Raw genomic sequence first — 15,508 nt, 5'->3', positions numbered from 1 at the left:
CTAGCCCCTCCCCTTTCGAATATAGCCACCTGAAACCGCAACGACATGCCCAGAGAGTTCTAACTCTAAGAGCTGCATCATGACTTCCTGGACAGGTATATTGGTCCTGTTTGCAAGAATATCAACCGGTGTAGCTTCACTTCCTACGTTAGCTAACAGCTGAGGAAATGGCAATTCTTCTTCATCATTTAACGTAGAAAATAAATCGGTACTCTGATTAATAGACCAACCAAGCAAAGACTGTATTTCATCTAAGACATCTTTCGTCTTTTCTACGAGGCAAGCACCATGACGTATCAACTGGTTGCCACCGCTGGCATTAGGGGCATTTATCGAAGCTGGCAGCGCAAACACTTCTCGACCTTGCTCAAGCGCGTAACGAGCAGTAATTAACGAGCCACTCCTTTCCGCCGCTTCCACAACTAACACACCTAGCGATAATCCGCTAATAATGCGGTTTCGACGCGGGAAGTTTTCCGGGCGCGGCTTGGCGTTGGGACGAAACTCAGACACCAAAGCCCCATGTTCAATAACACGTTGCGCTAAACCACGATGACGTGCCGGATAAATATTTTCTAAGCCAGATCCCAGCACCGCAATCGTCTTACCTTTTGCTTGCAACGCACCATCATGCGCATGGCCATCAATGCCTAAAGCGAGACCACTGGTGACAATAAAATCGTGCTGAACAAATTCGGCGGCAAAGTGGCGTGCATGCTGTAAGCCATCAATACTCGCATTTCGGCTGCCAACCATTGCTATTTGTGGCTGCGAAAGACAAGTAGAACTTCCTTGCACAAAAAGCAGAGGTGGCGGCGCAACGATTTGTTTGAGTTGAGGTGGATAAAGCGGGTCAGTCAGTGTCAGGATATGATGATTTGTAGAAGCCTCAAGCCAACTTAAACAGGCTTCAACTTCTTTATCTGTTGAAGCCCAAGCTTGAATTTGCTTAGTTGTTAACCCAAGTTGTTGTAGCTGTTCGGGAGAGAAGTTTACGATGTTACGCGGCGTGTCTCTTGCCAGTAGCTTATTCATTTTGACCCCGCCAATGCCTGGTAAACAACTCAGTTTTAACCAGGCAGCGAGATCATCGTTATTTCTTCGATTCATCGATGGTTAATTCGTTCGCCAACGGTGACACCACCGAAACATCTTGGTTAATGGGTTTCGTACTGTTAGTGATAAGTGCCAAGCTAAAGTACTGATACGGACGAATCACAAGCAATTCGCCAACTTTACTCTGTGGCAGAGTGATTTTCTTATCAAGCACGCCAAACTCTTTCTTGAACTCATCGCCGTCTTTGTAAACTGGGTGCGCGTCTTCTTTTAAATCAAACACACTGCCTTGCTTCAGATTGTCTGACGTGCCTTTATCAATCACCACGACTTGGTTAGTTGAACTAAAGCGAATACCTTCGATATTACCTAGCAACTTTGCCGAACTGCCTTGTGGCGACGGCAGCGGGTAGAACGTAGTCGTGAAGTCAGTATTCTCAACCGATTGATTTGGCAACGCGATATCGTTACGTAGAATTTCTTGCATCTGCGATGTAAGCTTCAAACCTGAATAATCACTCGAAGCTTCAACGAGCTCGCCTTTGGCAATCAAACGCAGCGCGGTAATCTCTTCGGACACATCGTCACGCGAAAAGGTAGCTACTGGTCGGTAAATAGCCCAACCTGTCGCGGTCTGATTACCATTGATATACAGCACATCTTCTGCAGTCAGATACTTACTGCCTTTGCTGCTACCCATCACTTTTGCTGCACTGTTCAACGCATCTTGATCCAGCAACCGATCCGATTTGAGGTAAGGCATCACCAAACCTTCCGCGACCGTTGGTACCGCTTTCTTTTCCGTGATACGTGCTTTCGGGCTCAGCTTCTTAACCGGTTTTAGGCTCAATACGGGCTGACCGTTAATCCACACCAAAGACAGCTTGTCACCGGGATAAATTAAATGAGGGTTGTCGATTTCCGGGTTTACTTGCCATAAACGAGGCCACAACCACGGGCTATCCAAGTACATGGCCGAAATATCCCATAGCGTATCGCCCTTCACGACTACATATGTTTGTGGCGCATCATCTTTAACAGTCAGTGGGTTTGCATCCACATTTGCTACAGCGTTGAAAGAGAAAAGTAACGGCAACGTAACACTGGCAACGTTGCGGAAAATTCGATTCATGACCCTCGTCCTTGGTCTATTAAGCAGGAACCAGAATGGAAATTGGTGCAAGGATGCTGTCATTTAGGCTATAAAATGTCTAGAATTGAGCCAACAAGGTTTGTGCTGTTTCGGCACAGTTCAATATTTCGAGTGAATATGTCTGTATTACAAGTATTAACATTCCCGGATGATCGCCTGCGCACAGTCGCAAAGCCTGTTGAAGCGGTGACGCCTGAGATTCAAAAAATCGTCGATGACATGATTGAAACCATGTACGACGAAGAAGGTATTGGCCTTGCTGCAACGCAGGTTGATATCCACAAACGTATCGTAGTGATTGATATTTCAGAAACTCGCGATGAGCCGATGGTGCTAATCAACCCTGAGATTCTGGAAAAGCGTGGCGAAGATGGCATCGAAGAAGGCTGTCTGTCGGTACCAGGTGCACGCGCACTTGTGCCTCGCGCTGCAGAAGTTACCGTTAAAGCACTGGATCGTGATGGCAAAGAGTTCACCTTTGAAGCCGACGACCTGCTAGCGATTTGTGTTCAACACGAGCTTGATCACCTACAAGGTAAGCTATTCGTGGATTACCTATCGCCACTGAAACGCAAACGCATTCAGGACAAGCTAGCGAAAATCAAACGCTTTAACGAGAAGCAGCAAAACGCTTAATCTCGAACCATACCAATTAGAAGGAAGTCTACCTTGAGTCAGTCTTTACGTATTGTCTTTGCAGGTACTCCGGATTTCGCCGCCCGTCACTTGGCGGCGTTGTTGTCTTCGGAGCATGAAGTCATCGCGGTTTACACAAACCCAGATCGTCCAGCGGGTCGTGGCAAGAAATTGGCTGCGCCACCGGTAAAACAACTGGCGCTAGAACACAACATCCCGGTTTACCAACCTGAAAGCTTTAAGTCCGACGAAGCGAAACAAGAACTTGCCGATCTGAATGCCGATCTCATGGTTGTCGTGGCGTACGGTATGCTACTGCCACAAGCGGTTCTTGATACCCCTAAACTGGGTTGTATCAACGTACATGGTTCTATCCTACCTCGTTGGCGTGGTGCGGCTCCAATCCAACGCTCTATTTGGGCGGGCGACGCAGAAACGGGCGTGACCATCATGCAGATGGACATCGGTCTCGACACTGGTGATATGCTGAAGATTGCAACTCTGCCAATCGAAGCGACAGATACCAGCGCTTCAATGTACGAAAAATTGGCTGAGCTTGGCCCAGAAGCCCTGATTGACTGCTTAGCCGACATTGCTGCGGGTAAAGCAGTGCCAGTGAAGCAAGACGATGAGCTAGCGAACTACGCGAAAAAACTCAGCAAAGAAGAAGCACGCATTAACTGGAACGACGATGCGGCTCACATTGAGCGCTGCGTTCGTGCATTTAACCCATGGCCAATGAGCCACTTTGAGGCGGCAGAAAACAGCATCAAAGTATGGCAAAGCCGTGTGGCAGAGCAAACCAGTGACAAGCCAGCCGGCACCATCGTGCAAGCAGATAAAACCGGTATCTATGTTGCGACAGGCAACGGTGTACTGGTGCTAGAGCAACTGCAAGTTCCTGGCAAAAAAGCCATGTCAGTTCAGGATATTCTGAACTCACGTGCTGCTTGGTTTGAAGTCGGCACTCTGCTGGTTTAAGCCATACTAGGGGTTATTATCCCCAATAATACGAACTTTTAGAGGGCAGAGATGCCCTCCTTTACTTTAAGGTACTCATCATGAATGTTCGCGCTGCGGCTGCTAACGTCCTGTATCTTGTCGTCGACAAGGGCCACTCACTTTCAAGCGCTCTTCCAGCGGCTCAACAAACGGTACGACCTCGTGACCACGCTCTGCTACAAGAGATCTGTTACGGTGCGCTACGTTACCTACCTCGCCTAGAAATGATCGCAAACCAATTGATGGATAAGCCGCTCAAAGGCAAACAACGTGTATTCCATCACCTAATTCTGGTTGGTATTTACCAACTGAGCTTCATGCGCATTCCTGCGCACGCAGCTGTCGGTGAAACGGTTGAAGGCACTAAAGAGCTGAAAGGTCCTCGTCTGCGTGGTTTGATTAACGCTGTATTGCGTAACTACCAACGCAACCAAGAAGAACTCGACCAAATGGCCGTCAGCAACAACGCTGGCAAGTACGGTCACCCAAGCTGGTTACTAAAACTGCTGCAAGAGGCATACCCACAGCAATGGGAAAGCATTGTTGAAGCGAACAACCAAAAAGCACCAATGTGGCTACGTGTGAACCACCAACATCACACTCGTGATGAATACCTTGCGCTACTCAAAAATGAAAACATTGATAGCACGCCACACACAGAAGCAATGGACGCCATAAAATTGGCCGCACCATGTGACGTGATGAAGCTACCTGGTTTTGATAAAGGTTGGGTTTCGGTCCAAGATGCGGCGGCGCAGCTCTCGATCAACTACCTAAAACCACAAGACGGCGAACTGATTTTAGATTGCTGTGCAGCGCCAGGTGGCAAAACTGCGCACATTCTAGAGCACACGTCGGGCAGTGAAGTAGTCGCGATTGACTGCGACGACACACGCTTGAAACGTGTGCATGAAAACCTGAAGCGTCTCAACCTTCAGGCAAAAGTGGTTTGCGGTGATGCGCGTAATCCACAAGAATGGTGGCAAGGCGAGCAATTTGATCGCATTTTGCTGGATGCCCCATGTTCTGCGACTGGTGTGATTCGTCGTCACCCAGACATCAAATGGCTACGTCGTGCAGACGACATCGCCGCACTAGCAGAGCTACAAAGTGAAATTTTTGATGCCATGTGGACGCAACTGAAACCCGGCGGCACAATGGTTTACGCGACTTGTTCAATCACACCGCAAGAAAACGTGGAGCAAGTAAAAGCGTTTTTAGCACGTACCGCGGATGCGCAACTGCTGGATTCTGATCCCGACCAGCCTGGTCGTCAAATTCTACCAGGCGAAGAAGACATGGATGGTTTCTACTACGCAGTGCTAACCAAAACACACGCGTAACAGCATGCTAAATAGGGCGATTGGAGTGATTTCAATCGCCTTTTTCAGATACGAGAAAAGAGTATGAAGATCATTATTCTTGGTGCAGGTCAGGTTGGCGGCACACTGGCAGAAAACCTAGTGGGTGAAAACAACGACATCACCATCGTCGACAACAATGCCGACCGACTGCGTGAATTACAGGACAAATACGACCTGCGTGTGGTCAATGGTCATGCGAGCCACCCAGACGTGCTGCACGAAGCGGGCGCACAAGACGCCGATATGCTCGTCGCGGTGACCAACACTGATGAAACCAACATGGCCGCCTGTCAGGTCGCGTTCACTCTATTCAACACCCCAAACCGCGTTGCGCGTATTCGCTCTCCAGAATACTTGGCAGAAAAAGAAGCCCTGTTTAAATCTGGCGCTATTCCTGTTGATCACCTTATCGCCCCAGAAGAACTCGTTACGAGCTACATCGAACGCCTGATCCAATACCCAGGCGCGCTGCAAGTGGTGAGCTTTGCTGAACAGAAAGTCAGCCTAGTGGCGGTGAAAGCCTACTATGGTGGCCCGCTTGTGGGTAATGCGCTGTCTGCTTTGCGTGAGCACATGCCGCACATCGATACCCGTGTGGCGGCGATTTTCCGTCAAGGTCGCCCGATTCGTCCGCAAGGTACCACCATCATTGAAGCCGATGATGAAGTATTCTTCGTCGCCGCAAGTAATCATATTCGCTCAGTGATGAGTGAGCTTCAGCGCCTAGAAAAACCGTACCGCCGCATCATGATTGTTGGCGGGGGTAACATCGGTGCCAGTCTCGCAAAGCGCTTAGAACAAAACTACAGCGTGAAGCTGATTGAACGTAACTACCAACGTGCAGAAAAACTGTCAGAAGAGCTAGAAAACACCATCGTGTTCTGCGGCGACGCGGCAGACCAAGAGCTTCTCTCGGAAGAGAACATCGACCAAGTCGACGTCTTCATCGCGCTGACCAACGAAGATGAAACCAACATCATGTCTGCGATGTTGGCAAAACGCATGGGCGCGAAAAAAGTAATGGTGCTGATCCAACGTGGCGCTTATGTAGATCTGGTACAAGGCGGCGTAATTGATGTGGCGATCTCACCACAACAAGCGACCATTTCCGCCTTGCTGACGCACGTTCGTCGCGCTGATATCGTGAACGTATCCTCACTTCGCCGCGGCGCTGCGGAAGCAATTGAAGCCGTCGCTCACGGTGATGAAAGTACATCCAAAGTTGTTGGACGTGCGATTGGAGATATTAAGCTCCCACCTGGGACCACCATTGGTGCTATCGTTCGTGGCGAAGAAGTCCTTATTGCCCACGACCGTACGGTCATCGAGCAGGATGACCATGTGGTGATGTTCCTGGTCAACAAAAAATACGTATCAGACGTCGAAGCGCTATTCCAGCCGAGTCCATTCTTCCTCTAGGATTTTCCTATGGTCAACTTACGTCCCGTACTATTTGTTATCGGGCTGGTTTTATCCAAACTGGCCCTATTTATGTACGTGCCGACTTTGGTCGCTTTCTTCACTGGTACGGGGGGATTTCTCGATTTCGCCCAAGCCGTTGTGATCACGCACCTTGCCGCCTTCATCTGCCTCACGATCGGTCGAACCGCCAAGTTCAAACTCAGCGTACGCGATATGTTCCTCATCACCAGTCTGGTTTGGACCATCGCCAGTGCATTCGCCGCCTTGCCGTTTGTATTCATCAACCACATCAGCTTCACTGACGCCTACTTCGAAACGATGTCGGGTATCACCACGACGGGCTCAACGGTGCTCAGTGGCCTAGACAACATGGCGCCGAGCATCTTGCTGTGGCGCTCTATTTTGCAGTGGCTTGGCGGCATTGGCTTTATCGTGATGGCGGTGGCGGTGCTACCTATGCTCAATGTCGGTGGTATGAAGCTATTCCAAACCGAATCATCCGATTGGTCGGATAAAAGTAGCCCGAGAGCAAAAACGGTCGCCAAAAACATCGTAGCAGTTTATTTGATGCTTACTGGCTTATGCATTGTGGGCTACTTGGTCACAGGCATGAACTTGTTTGAAGCGATCAACCATGCCTTTACTACTCTATCAACGGGCGGATACTCTACATCCGACGGGTCGATGAACCACTTCTCTAATGGCGCACACTGGGTGGCCACTACCTTTATGTTCTTAGGTGGCTTGCCATTTTTGCTCTTCATCGCCGCGTTACGTAAACGCCGTATTGATGTATTGGTTAACGACGCTCAAGTTCGAGGATTCGCGTACCTGTTCGTGTTCTCAAGCTTAGTGATTTCAGCTTGGTTAGTGATTCGAGACGGATACACCATTTTGGATGCGCTACGAGTGTCGATGTTTAATATCGTCTCTGTCGTCACCACAACCGGCTTTGGCTTAGAGGACTTCACCGCGTGGGGCGCATTACCCACAACTCTTTTTGCCTTCTTAATGATGGCGGGCGCATGTTCGGGGTCAACGTCTGGTGGGATCAAAATCTTCCGTTTCCAAATCGCAATGACACTGCTGAACAAACAGATGATGAAATTGATTCACCCTTCAGGTGTGTTTGTACAGCGCTACAACCAACGCCCAGTGAATGATGACATTGTTCGCTCGGTGGTCGCGTTTGGCTTGATGTTCTTTATCACCATCATCTTCATCGCGGGTTGCTTGAGTGCGCTGGGTTTAGACCCCATCACTAGCATCTCTGGTGCCATCACTGCGGTAGCCAACGTCGGCCCGGGTATGGGAAGCGTGATTGGACCGACGGGTAACTTCGCGCCTCTGCCAGATACCGCCAAGTGGCTTCTGAGCTTTGGCATGTTGATGGGCCGCTTGGAAATTCTGACTATTCTTGTACTGTTCTTCCCTGCGTTTTGGCGCCGTTAAGCAGACACAAATAAAAGGTATAACAATGAAAACATGGATCACTCTGGCGACCCTACTTGCCGCCTCATCCACATACGCCGCTGAAGTCATCACTTTAGCCGATGGTCGAGAAGTGAAGTTAAACGATGACTTTACTTGGGAATACGTCATGAAAAAACCTGCGCAGCAAGCAACAGAGACGCAAGCGACAACAGATGCGGTTGAAACGATCGCAGCTCCCGCAATTGCGACAATTCCAGTTGTGACGAAAACTGTTGGCACTACTGTGGTGGTAAACGCCAAAAAGCCAACCATGCAGCTGTCTGACTCTGGTGTCGACGTACTGATTGGCTCCGCGAGCTATCAAGATGGTGAGCTCGTACTGCCAACGTCCATTACCAATCAAAGCTCACAATCGGTGATTCAAGTTGAAGTGGAAGTTCTGGTATTTGATATGTCTGGCCAGCAACTGGCGAAAGAAAAAGTCACAGTTTGGCAATCCATCAAGCGAATGGCGGATACTTACCTGCGACCACAACAAGCAGAACAGGGTAAAAGCATCAAACTGGCAGTGCCGCAGTCTCAGCAATACCAGTTTTCAGCCAAAGTGTTAGAAGTGAAAACTCGTTAATGTGATAACACATGTTTTGTCGAGTTCATATCTATCCGTTAGATAGGCTCGACAAAATAATAAATTGCGAAAAAGTGACACACACAACCCGCTAAAACGAAGCCGTGCCAAATCGCATGATTGAATGGAATACGCTTCGCAACGTAGAAAATCACCCCCAGTGAATACACAATCCCACCAGCTGCGAGTAATGTCAGTCCGCCAATATCCAAGTTGATCGCCAACTGATAAATCACAATCAACGACAGCCAGCCCATGACCAAATACGTCATTAAGGAAAGCTTTTTAAATCGGTAAACAAACGCGACTTTCATAATGATGCCGAGTAGAGCAATGGTCCAGATAACAATCATCAAACCAAACGCGAGCGGCGTACGTAAACTCACCAACAAAAAAGGCGTATAACTGCCAGCAATGAGCAGATAAATGGCGCAGTGATCGAAAGTTTTTAGCCAGCGTTTGGCATTGGGGTGCGGAATTGCGTGATACAGCGTCGAAGCCAAAAATAGCACGATAATACTCGCACCATAGACAGCCATACTGGCCAGCGTCAGCGTATCAGCTTGCTGGTCTATGGCTTTGATTAGCAGCAGTATCAAGCCAACAATACCAAAAATCATCCCAATGCCATGAGTGATGGTATTAGCCAGTTCTTCGCGTTGACTGTATTGAGGTTTCTGCAGTTCAGACATCAATGCGCCTATACTAGAGTTTGAAATTTGCTCTAGTATGGCACATTAGGCTTACACGTGTAAGCTTAAATTAAGACTCATGAACGGCCGTGGTTTGATCGAGATAATTAAGTACAAGTTCACCCACTTGATCAAGCTTAGTCGTGGCTGGAATGGTCAACTCTCGTTTGAGTTTTCCGCTACCCAGTAAGCTTGCGAGCATGCCACCCTCGCCCTTGCGTGTGCGGTCAACTTCAAACCATAATTTGAGTTCTTGCTCGCTACGATGAGCGACAAATTCTAACTCACGCCACACGCCATGGTATGGCCCGTCAGTCGGCACCATCTCAAATTCTTGCACAAATGGCAGGTCGAACCCTTTTACTTCCTCACACTCCACTTGGCGAATACGCAAACCTTGCGCTTCAAATGCGGATAACACCGCATCCATTAGTGGATCAGGTCGAACGGTGAGGATGTCTTTATCGGTCGGGTCTAAAGCAGCAGCAACGTCCAAGCCGGTTTCGAGCCACACTTTGGCGTCACCAATGGTGACAGGCGTATTCCAAGGCACATCGAGCTGAACATCGAAGGTACGCTCTTCGCCGGAATGGATGGTAAACGCATAAGGGAGGCTCCACTTAGCAAGCACATGAGTCTGAGGTACTCGGCGCATGCTGTGTCCTTCTCGCGCACCACGGTCATCAGGAGCTTCCGCGATATAGCGGCAACACAGTTTTAAATCGATGTTGTCGATCGCTTGTTCAGTGGCACCACCATAAACATGGATAGACACATCCACACTTTGACCAGGATATAGCACGTCTTGATTTAGGATTGAGTCGACCTTAGCGCTCCCAATCCCAAAACTGGCAAGTGTCTTCTTCAAAAATGACATAGGCACCTCCTTCGTCGAGATCTCATACTACTACTGCTGATCGAGGGATCAAACAAAAATTGCCTCGATCATCGCGACAAAATGACAAAATCTAAACAATTCAATTGCTCAACTATCGACCAATTATTACAAGGATGCTAATCTTATACGTGATATGCATGCATATCGGTATTCCTGATTCATTAACTGGATTGGCGAGAGCCAGAAGAGTGATTCTTCAATCTTGTTGGAGCCTAGCTCATAATGATTCAGGCCATTACATCGGCAATGGATATGCCTGACAGTTAGGTAAATTAATGCGCCCAACAACAGTCAGGTTCGCACACACTAATACTAGTGCAATGCGCCGCCGCAGTGGCTTTACTACTGCACCAAAGGCAAAGCAAGTTGCGCCAGCAATGACATTGGTTGAGAAGACAGCAATGATGTCGAGTGTTCCGGCCAAAGTTATCAAAGCAGCTTAATCAAAAGCGCGGCGCCAGCTGCGCTTTTTTCTTTGCACACGACTCAAACCACCTCAACGACTTAGAACAAAACACAGTGAAATAGATAGTTTTTCCTATTTGGTCTTCGCAAAGCAATTTGGTACCTTTACAGCTAATTACACCTATAAATTCTGTGGAGAAAGAAATGAAGTGTCATCGCATTGAAGAGCTGCTTGAGCTACTAGAGCCTGAATGGCATAAAGACCAAGAAATGAACCTACTGCAGTTCATCGTGAAGCTAGCGAAAGAAGCAGGCTACGAAGGCAAGCTAGAAGATCTGACCGACGACGTGCTGATCTACCACCTTAAAATGCGTAACAGCAGCAAAGACGAAATGATCCCAGGTCTTAAGAAAGACCAAGAAGATGATTTTAAAACTGCGATTCTGCGCGCTCGTGGCATCATCAAATAACCGGTTCAACAGCCCAGTATTCTTTAAGCGACTCCCTCAAATGAGTCGCTTTTTTATAACTAAAATTTTTAGTCCCACAGTTGGTTATAACTGTTCAGCCAATTATCAGGTTAACTGTACTGACTTTTGTTGTTAAACGTTGACTGCGTTAAAGAAAAGGAATTGTTATTGATTGTATAATCGCCGTTCATCAGTATTTACTAAAATAATTATGTCCGGTCATGATTTATGATAAGGACGAAGTAGCAATGTCATCGAGCGACATCAATAGAAATGACGCCGTACATTATAAAAGCCTAAGAAGGATGAGTGCATGAGTCAGGATAAGATCGATATCAAAGATGTGACTCCTAAAACCTACAACCCTAAGACTCATAAAGGGAATGGGGATCGGTTCAACCCAAGTAATCGCATCTATGTACGCGAAAGCAAAGGGACTTACCAGAAACTGCGTCGTTACGGTGGTTGGTTCTTACTGCTTCTCTTCGCTTTGATACCGTGGATTCCTTACGGTGAACGTCAAGCGATCTTGCTCGATATTGGCAACCAGCAGTTCAACTTTTTCGGTACCACGTTGTATCCGCAAGATCTTACCCTACTCGCCTTGCTATTTGTGATCGCGGCGTTTGGGTTGTTCTTTATTACCACCTTCTTAGGTCGAGTTTGGTGTGGCTATCTCTGCCCACAAACCGTCTGGACCTTCATGTATATCTGGTTTGAAGAGAAACTGGAAGGCAGCGCCAATAAGCGTCGTAAGCAGGACTCCAATAAGCTGACGGCAAATTTAGCGATACGCAAAACCATCAAACATATCGCTTGGTTTGCCATTGCGCTCGCCACTGGTTTTACTTTTGTTGGCTACTTCGTTCCAATGAAGCAATTGGTTATCGACTTTTTCACTTTTAACGCCAACTTCTGGCCCGTATTTTGGATAATGTTCTTTGCCATTTGTACTTATGGTAATGCTGGTTGGATGCGTTCCATCATGTGTATTCACATGTGTCCTTACGCGCGCTTCCAGTCTGCCATGTTTGATAAAGACACCTTTATCGTTGGCTATGATGCACAACGTGGAGAAAAACGTGGTCCACGTCCGCGCAAAGCCGATCCAAAGCAACTTGGTTTGGGGGATTGTATTGATTGTGACTTGTGTGTGCAGGTGTGCCCAACAGGTATCGATATTCGTGACGGCTTACAATATGAATGTATTAACTGTGGTGCCTGTATTGATGCGTGTGACAACACCATGGATCGCATGGGTTACGAGAAAGGACTAATCAGCTACACCACAGAGCATCGCTTATCGGGTAAGAGTACCAAAGTCATGCGTCCGAAGCTGCTGGGCTATGGAGCTGTGCTACTGGTCATGATTGGTCTGTTCTTTGCCCAAATCGCAGCGGTAGACCCAGCAGGCATGAGTGTTATTCGCGACCGTAACCAACTGTTCCGAGTAAATAGCTCAGGCGAAGTAGAAAACACCTACACCCTCAAAGTGATCAACAAAACCCAGCAAGTGCAAGAGTACTCGTTGGATGTTGAAGGGCTATCCGATGTAAGCTGGTACGGTAAGCAGACAATTCAGGTACAGCCAGGTGAAGTATTGAACTTACCAATGAGCCTTGGCGCCGATCCTGACAAGCTAAACTCTGCGATTACGACAATTCAGTTTATACTCACCGATAAGAGCAACGAATTCACCATTGAAGTGGAAAGCCGCTTTATAAAAAAACTATAGCGTCTACTTCAGTGACTAATGGAAAAAGGCTCAGCAATGAGCCTTTTTGTTTATATGTCCCAAAGTATGTTTAACTTTGACGCCCTTACCCCAGATTTTATGTGGTACGCGTTAGAAAGCATCGGCGTTCGCGCAGAATCAGGCTTTCTTCCCCTCAATAGCTACGAAAACCGTGTTTATCAATTCACTGACGAAGAGCGTCGTCGTTATGTCGTCAAGTTCTACCGCCCTGAACGTTGGAGCAACGAACAGATCCAAGAGGAGCACGACTTCACTTTAGAACTGATTGGCAACGAAATCCCCATCGCACCACCTGTGCGCATCAACGGTGAAACCCTTCATCACTATCAAGGCTATGCATTTGCGCTGTTTGAGAGCGTAGGTGGTCGCCAGTACGAGGTTGACAACTTAGATCAGCTCGAAGGTGTAGGGCGTTTCCTTGGCCGAATCCATAAAGTCGGCAGCCGCCAAGCCTTCCAACATCGCCCAACGATTGGCTTGCAAGAATACCTGTATCAACCAAGAGAGATTCTGCAAAACGCCAACATGATTCCAATGCACTTGGAGAACAGCTTCTTCAATGACTTGGATATGCTGATCAAATCGATTGAAAGCCACTGGCAAGAAAGCTTCAATATCATTCGTTTGCATGGCGATTGCCACCCAGGCAATATTTTGTGGCGAGATGGCCCTATGTTTGTTGATTTGGATGACGCTCGTAACGGCCCTGCAGTACAAGACTTATGGATGCTACTGAACGGTGAACGCCAAGACAAACTGATGCAGCTGGATATTGTTTTAGAAGCTTATCAAGAGTTTTGCGACTTTAACCCCGCAGAATTGAAACTAATTGAGCCACTTCGCGGTCTACGAATGGTGCACTATATGGCATGGCTAGCAAAACGTTGGCATGACCCTGCGTTTCCTCTCGCTTTTCCATGGTTTAATGAGCCAAAATACTGGGAAGGTCAGGTCCTTGCATTTAAAGAGCAGATCGCCGCTTTAGAAGAAGCACCGCTGTCTTTAATGCCTCAATGGTAAGTCAGGCCACAAATTCAAAAATGGAGATATTTCGATGAAAAAACTGTTCGCACTGTTTTCTATGCTGATGCTAAGCCTGTCGGCACATGCAGCGCAATTCAAAGAAGGTGAACATTACAAAGTATTGGATCTTGAGGCATCAAAAAAACCTCTTGTGACGGAGTTTTTCTCTTTCTACTGCCCGCACTGTAATAGCTTTGAACCTGTTATCCAGCAACTGAAAAAGCAGTTGCCAGAAGGCACTAAACTACTAAAAAACCACGTTTCTTTCATGGGTGGCAACATGGGCCCATCAATGAGCAAAGCCTACGCGACCATGGTTGCACTAAAAGTGGAAGACAAAATGGTGCCAGTGATGTTTAACCGCATCCACAATCTAAAGAAGGCGCCACGTAACGATGAAGAGCTTCGCCAAATCTTCCTTGATGAAGGTGTAGACGCGAAGAAATTCGACTCTGCATTCAAAGGCTTTGCGGTTGATTCCATGGTTCGCCGTATGGACAAGCAATTTGAAAACAGCGGTCTAACCGGCGTTCCTGCGGTTATCGTTAACAACAAATACCTAGTTCAAGCACAAAGCATCAAGACAATGGATGAGTACTTCTCTCTGGTGAACTACTTGCTGACACTAAAATAAGCGCATCGATATCAATCAAAAGGGGAGCCCATCGCTCCCCTTTTGTTTATTTGTAAATCTCTTGTAGCAACCGATCTTTTTCTTGCCACACATCACCCAACCATTGCTGAAATTGTCGCTTATAGGGCTTATCGTTAAAGTAATCACCAAGCACTCGTTCATCGACGGGCAACACATTCACACGCACAACAACCTTGCCCATTCGGCCCATTAATAAATCCTTGAATGGCTTATTTGTATTTTCTGGGTACGCCAGAGTCACATCGATAATGTTCTCGAACTGCTCCCCCATTGCCGCTAACGTGTATGCGATCCCGCCCGATTTTGGTTGCAGCAAATATTGGTAGCTCGTCTTGCTCTTACGCTGTTTTTCTTCGGTAAATCGAGTGCCTTCGACATAATTAACCACTGTGGTTGGTGCATGTTTGAACTTGGCGCACGAGCGACGTGTCGTCTCTAAATCTTGACCTCGTTTGTGCGGGTTGCGGATCAGATACTCTCGCGAATAACGACGCATAAATGGCATGTCGAGCGCCCAACACGCCATCCCAATGAAAGGCACATACAACAGTTGTTGTTTGAGGAAAAACTTCGGCATAGGTATGCGGTCTTTAAACACGCAGCAAAGCACCACAATATCGGTCCAACTGAGATGATTACTGATCAGCAGATACCACCCGTCTTTTTTCAGCGCCTCACCGCCCTGAACATCCCAGTCAACACGGTTAGAAACAGCCAGAATGCCCGCATTAACGGTAGCCCATAACCACATCACCTTGTTGGCACAAGCGGTCGCTTTCGCTTTTAGCTCCACGCTTGGAAGCAATACTTTAAACACAGCGATAATACAAATTGCGAGTGAACACAGCGCAGAATTGAGAATCACAAAAGAAGCGTTAAAAAAAAATAACAAATATGCCAACATGATAGTCAA

Annotated in this window: 16 protein-coding genes; 11 read left to right on the top strand and 5 right to left on the bottom strand. The window is 47.5% G+C overall.

Features of this window, described 5'->3' with window-relative positions; all coding sequences use genetic code 11:
- Together dprA and FR741_RS00250 are read right to left on the bottom strand one after the other, a co-directional pair.
- Positions 1-1,110, bottom strand: a complete 1,110-nt coding sequence (gene dprA, locus FR741_RS00255; protein ID WP_167426117.1) for a DNA-processing protein DprA — start codon at positions 1,108-1,110, stop codon at positions 1-3.
- Positions 1,094-2,188, bottom strand: coding sequence for a LysM peptidoglycan-binding domain-containing protein (locus FR741_RS00250; RefSeq protein WP_167426116.1), 1,095 nt, complete (start codon positions 2,186-2,188; stop codon positions 1,094-1,096). The genes dprA and FR741_RS00250 overlap by 17 nt, the downstream gene beginning before the upstream one ends.
- A gap of 138 nt (positions 2,189-2,326) precedes the next feature.
- Between FR741_RS00250 and def the strand changes: the two genes are divergently transcribed.
- From def to FR741_RS00220, 6 genes are all read left to right on the top strand, one after another.
- Positions 2,327-2,845, top strand: a complete 519-nt coding sequence (gene def / locus FR741_RS00245) for a peptide deformylase (RefSeq protein ID WP_005379068.1) — start codon at positions 2,327-2,329, stop codon at positions 2,843-2,845.
- Positions 2,846-2,878: 33 nt separating this feature from the next.
- Positions 2,879-3,826: a methionyl-tRNA formyltransferase gene (fmt, locus tag FR741_RS00240; RefSeq protein ID WP_005461453.1), complete on the top strand. Its 948-nt coding sequence runs from the start codon at positions 2,879-2,881 to the stop codon at positions 3,824-3,826.
- 80 nt (positions 3,827-3,906) lie between these two features.
- Positions 3,907-5,190 (top strand): 16S rRNA (cytosine(967)-C(5))-methyltransferase RsmB, encoded by a 1,284-nt coding sequence (gene rsmB, locus FR741_RS00235; protein WP_167426115.1) that lies wholly within the window; start codon positions 3,907-3,909, stop codon positions 5,188-5,190.
- A 63-nt stretch (positions 5,191-5,253) separates the two neighbouring features.
- Positions 5,254-6,630 (top strand): Trk system potassium transporter TrkA, encoded by a 1,377-nt coding sequence (gene trkA / locus FR741_RS00230; protein WP_005394041.1) that lies wholly within the window; start codon positions 5,254-5,256, stop codon positions 6,628-6,630.
- 9 nt (positions 6,631-6,639) lie between these two features.
- On the top strand, positions 6,640-8,085 hold the full coding sequence (locus FR741_RS00225; protein ID WP_006742925.1) for a TrkH family potassium uptake protein: 1,446 nt from the start codon (positions 6,640-6,642) through the stop codon (positions 8,083-8,085).
- Between the two features lie 25 nt (positions 8,086-8,110).
- On the top strand, positions 8,111-8,695 hold the full coding sequence (locus FR741_RS00220; protein WP_167426114.1) for a DUF3157 family protein: 585 nt from the start codon (positions 8,111-8,113) through the stop codon (positions 8,693-8,695).
- Between the two features lie 38 nt (positions 8,696-8,733).
- On the opposite strand, the gene trhA is transcribed toward FR741_RS00220, so the two are convergent.
- Together trhA and FR741_RS00210 are read right to left on the bottom strand one after the other, a co-directional pair.
- Positions 8,734-9,387: a PAQR family membrane homeostasis protein TrhA gene (gene trhA / locus FR741_RS00215; RefSeq protein ID WP_005394044.1), complete on the bottom strand. Its 654-nt coding sequence runs from the start codon at positions 9,385-9,387 to the stop codon at positions 8,734-8,736.
- Positions 9,388-9,457: 70 nt separating this feature from the next.
- Positions 9,458-10,264: a sporulation protein gene (locus tag FR741_RS00210; RefSeq protein WP_005394045.1), complete on the bottom strand. Its 807-nt coding sequence runs from the start codon at positions 10,262-10,264 to the stop codon at positions 9,458-9,460.
- Between the two features lie 296 nt (positions 10,265-10,560).
- Here FR741_RS00210 and FR741_RS00205 point away from each other — a divergent pair, with 296 nt between their 5' ends.
- The 5 genes from FR741_RS00205 to FR741_RS00185 all read left to right on the top strand — a co-directional run bounded on the left by FR741_RS00205 (position 10,561) and on the right by FR741_RS00185 (position 14,574).
- Positions 10,561-10,728, top strand: coding sequence for a hypothetical protein (locus FR741_RS00205; protein WP_005379043.1), 168 nt, complete (start codon positions 10,561-10,563; stop codon positions 10,726-10,728).
- 166 nt (positions 10,729-10,894) lie between these two features.
- Entirely contained in the window at positions 10,895-11,161 is a 267-nt protein-coding gene (locus tag FR741_RS00200) for a YihD family protein (RefSeq protein WP_048625604.1), read from the top strand.
- Positions 11,162-11,474: 313 nt separating this feature from the next.
- Positions 11,475-12,896 carry a cytochrome c oxidase accessory protein CcoG gene (gene ccoG / locus FR741_RS00195; RefSeq protein ID WP_167426113.1) on the top strand — a complete coding sequence of 474 codons (1,422 nt, stop codon included), beginning with the start codon at positions 11,475-11,477 and terminating at the stop codon, positions 12,894-12,896.
- A gap of 54 nt (positions 12,897-12,950) precedes the next feature.
- Positions 12,951-13,937: a serine/threonine protein kinase gene (locus tag FR741_RS00190; RefSeq protein ID WP_167427052.1), complete on the top strand. Its 987-nt coding sequence runs from the start codon at positions 12,951-12,953 to the stop codon at positions 13,935-13,937.
- A 34-nt stretch (positions 13,938-13,971) separates the two neighbouring features.
- Positions 13,972-14,574, top strand: a complete 603-nt coding sequence (locus FR741_RS00185; protein WP_005379036.1) for a thiol:disulfide interchange protein DsbA/DsbL — start codon at positions 13,972-13,974, stop codon at positions 14,572-14,574.
- A 46-nt stretch (positions 14,575-14,620) separates the two neighbouring features.
- Here FR741_RS00185 and FR741_RS00180 read toward each other — a convergent pair whose 3' ends face one another.
- Positions 14,621-15,499, bottom strand: coding sequence for an acyltransferase (locus FR741_RS00180; RefSeq protein WP_046874593.1), 879 nt, complete (start codon positions 15,497-15,499; stop codon positions 14,621-14,623).
- Between the last annotated feature and the right edge of the window lie 9 nt (positions 15,500-15,508).

The organism is Vibrio diabolicus, from assembly GCF_011801455.1.
Classification (GTDB): Bacteria; Pseudomonadota; Gammaproteobacteria; order Enterobacterales; family Vibrionaceae; genus Vibrio; species Vibrio diabolicus.
Note: the sequence above shows the minus strand (reverse complement) of the source record. Positions and strands in the feature narration are given on the sequence as shown.

Excerpts from the sequence above, each read along its gene's own strand:
- dprA (WP_167426117.1), bottom strand. The coding sequence starts at position 1,110 with ATGAATCGAAGAAATAACGATGATCTCGCTGCCTGGTTAAAACTGAGT.
- FR741_RS00250 (WP_167426116.1), bottom strand. The coding sequence starts at position 2,188 with ATGAATCGAATTTTCCGCAACGTTGCCAGTGTTACGTTGCCGTTACTT.
- def (WP_005379068.1), top strand. The coding sequence starts at position 2,327 with ATGTCTGTATTACAAGTATTAACATTCCCGGATGATCGCCTGCGCACA.
- rsmB (WP_167426115.1), top strand. The coding sequence starts at position 3,907 with ATGAATGTTCGCGCTGCGGCTGCTAACGTCCTGTATCTTGTCGTCGAC.
- trkA (WP_005394041.1), top strand. The coding sequence starts at position 5,254 with ATGAAGATCATTATTCTTGGTGCAGGTCAGGTTGGCGGCACACTGGCA.
- FR741_RS00225 (WP_006742925.1), top strand. The coding sequence starts at position 6,640 with ATGGTCAACTTACGTCCCGTACTATTTGTTATCGGGCTGGTTTTATCC.
- FR741_RS00220 (WP_167426114.1), top strand. The coding sequence starts at position 8,111 with ATGAAAACATGGATCACTCTGGCGACCCTACTTGCCGCCTCATCCACA.
- trhA (WP_005394044.1), bottom strand. The coding sequence starts at position 9,387 with ATGTCTGAACTGCAGAAACCTCAATACAGTCAACGCGAAGAACTGGCT.
- FR741_RS00210 (WP_005394045.1), bottom strand. The coding sequence starts at position 10,264 with ATGTCATTTTTGAAGAAGACACTTGCCAGTTTTGGGATTGGGAGCGCT.
- FR741_RS00205 (WP_005379043.1), top strand. The coding sequence starts at position 10,561 with ATGCGCCCAACAACAGTCAGGTTCGCACACACTAATACTAGTGCAATG.
- FR741_RS00200 (WP_048625604.1), top strand. The coding sequence starts at position 10,895 with ATGAAGTGTCATCGCATTGAAGAGCTGCTTGAGCTACTAGAGCCTGAA.
- ccoG (WP_167426113.1), top strand. The coding sequence starts at position 11,475 with ATGAGTCAGGATAAGATCGATATCAAAGATGTGACTCCTAAAACCTAC.
- FR741_RS00190 (WP_167427052.1), top strand. The coding sequence starts at position 12,951 with ATGTCCCAAAGTATGTTTAACTTTGACGCCCTTACCCCAGATTTTATG.
- FR741_RS00185 (WP_005379036.1), top strand. The coding sequence starts at position 13,972 with ATGAAAAAACTGTTCGCACTGTTTTCTATGCTGATGCTAAGCCTGTCG.
- FR741_RS00180 (WP_046874593.1), bottom strand. The coding sequence starts at position 15,499 with ATGTTGGCATATTTGTTATTTTTTTTTAACGCTTCTTTTGTGATTCTC.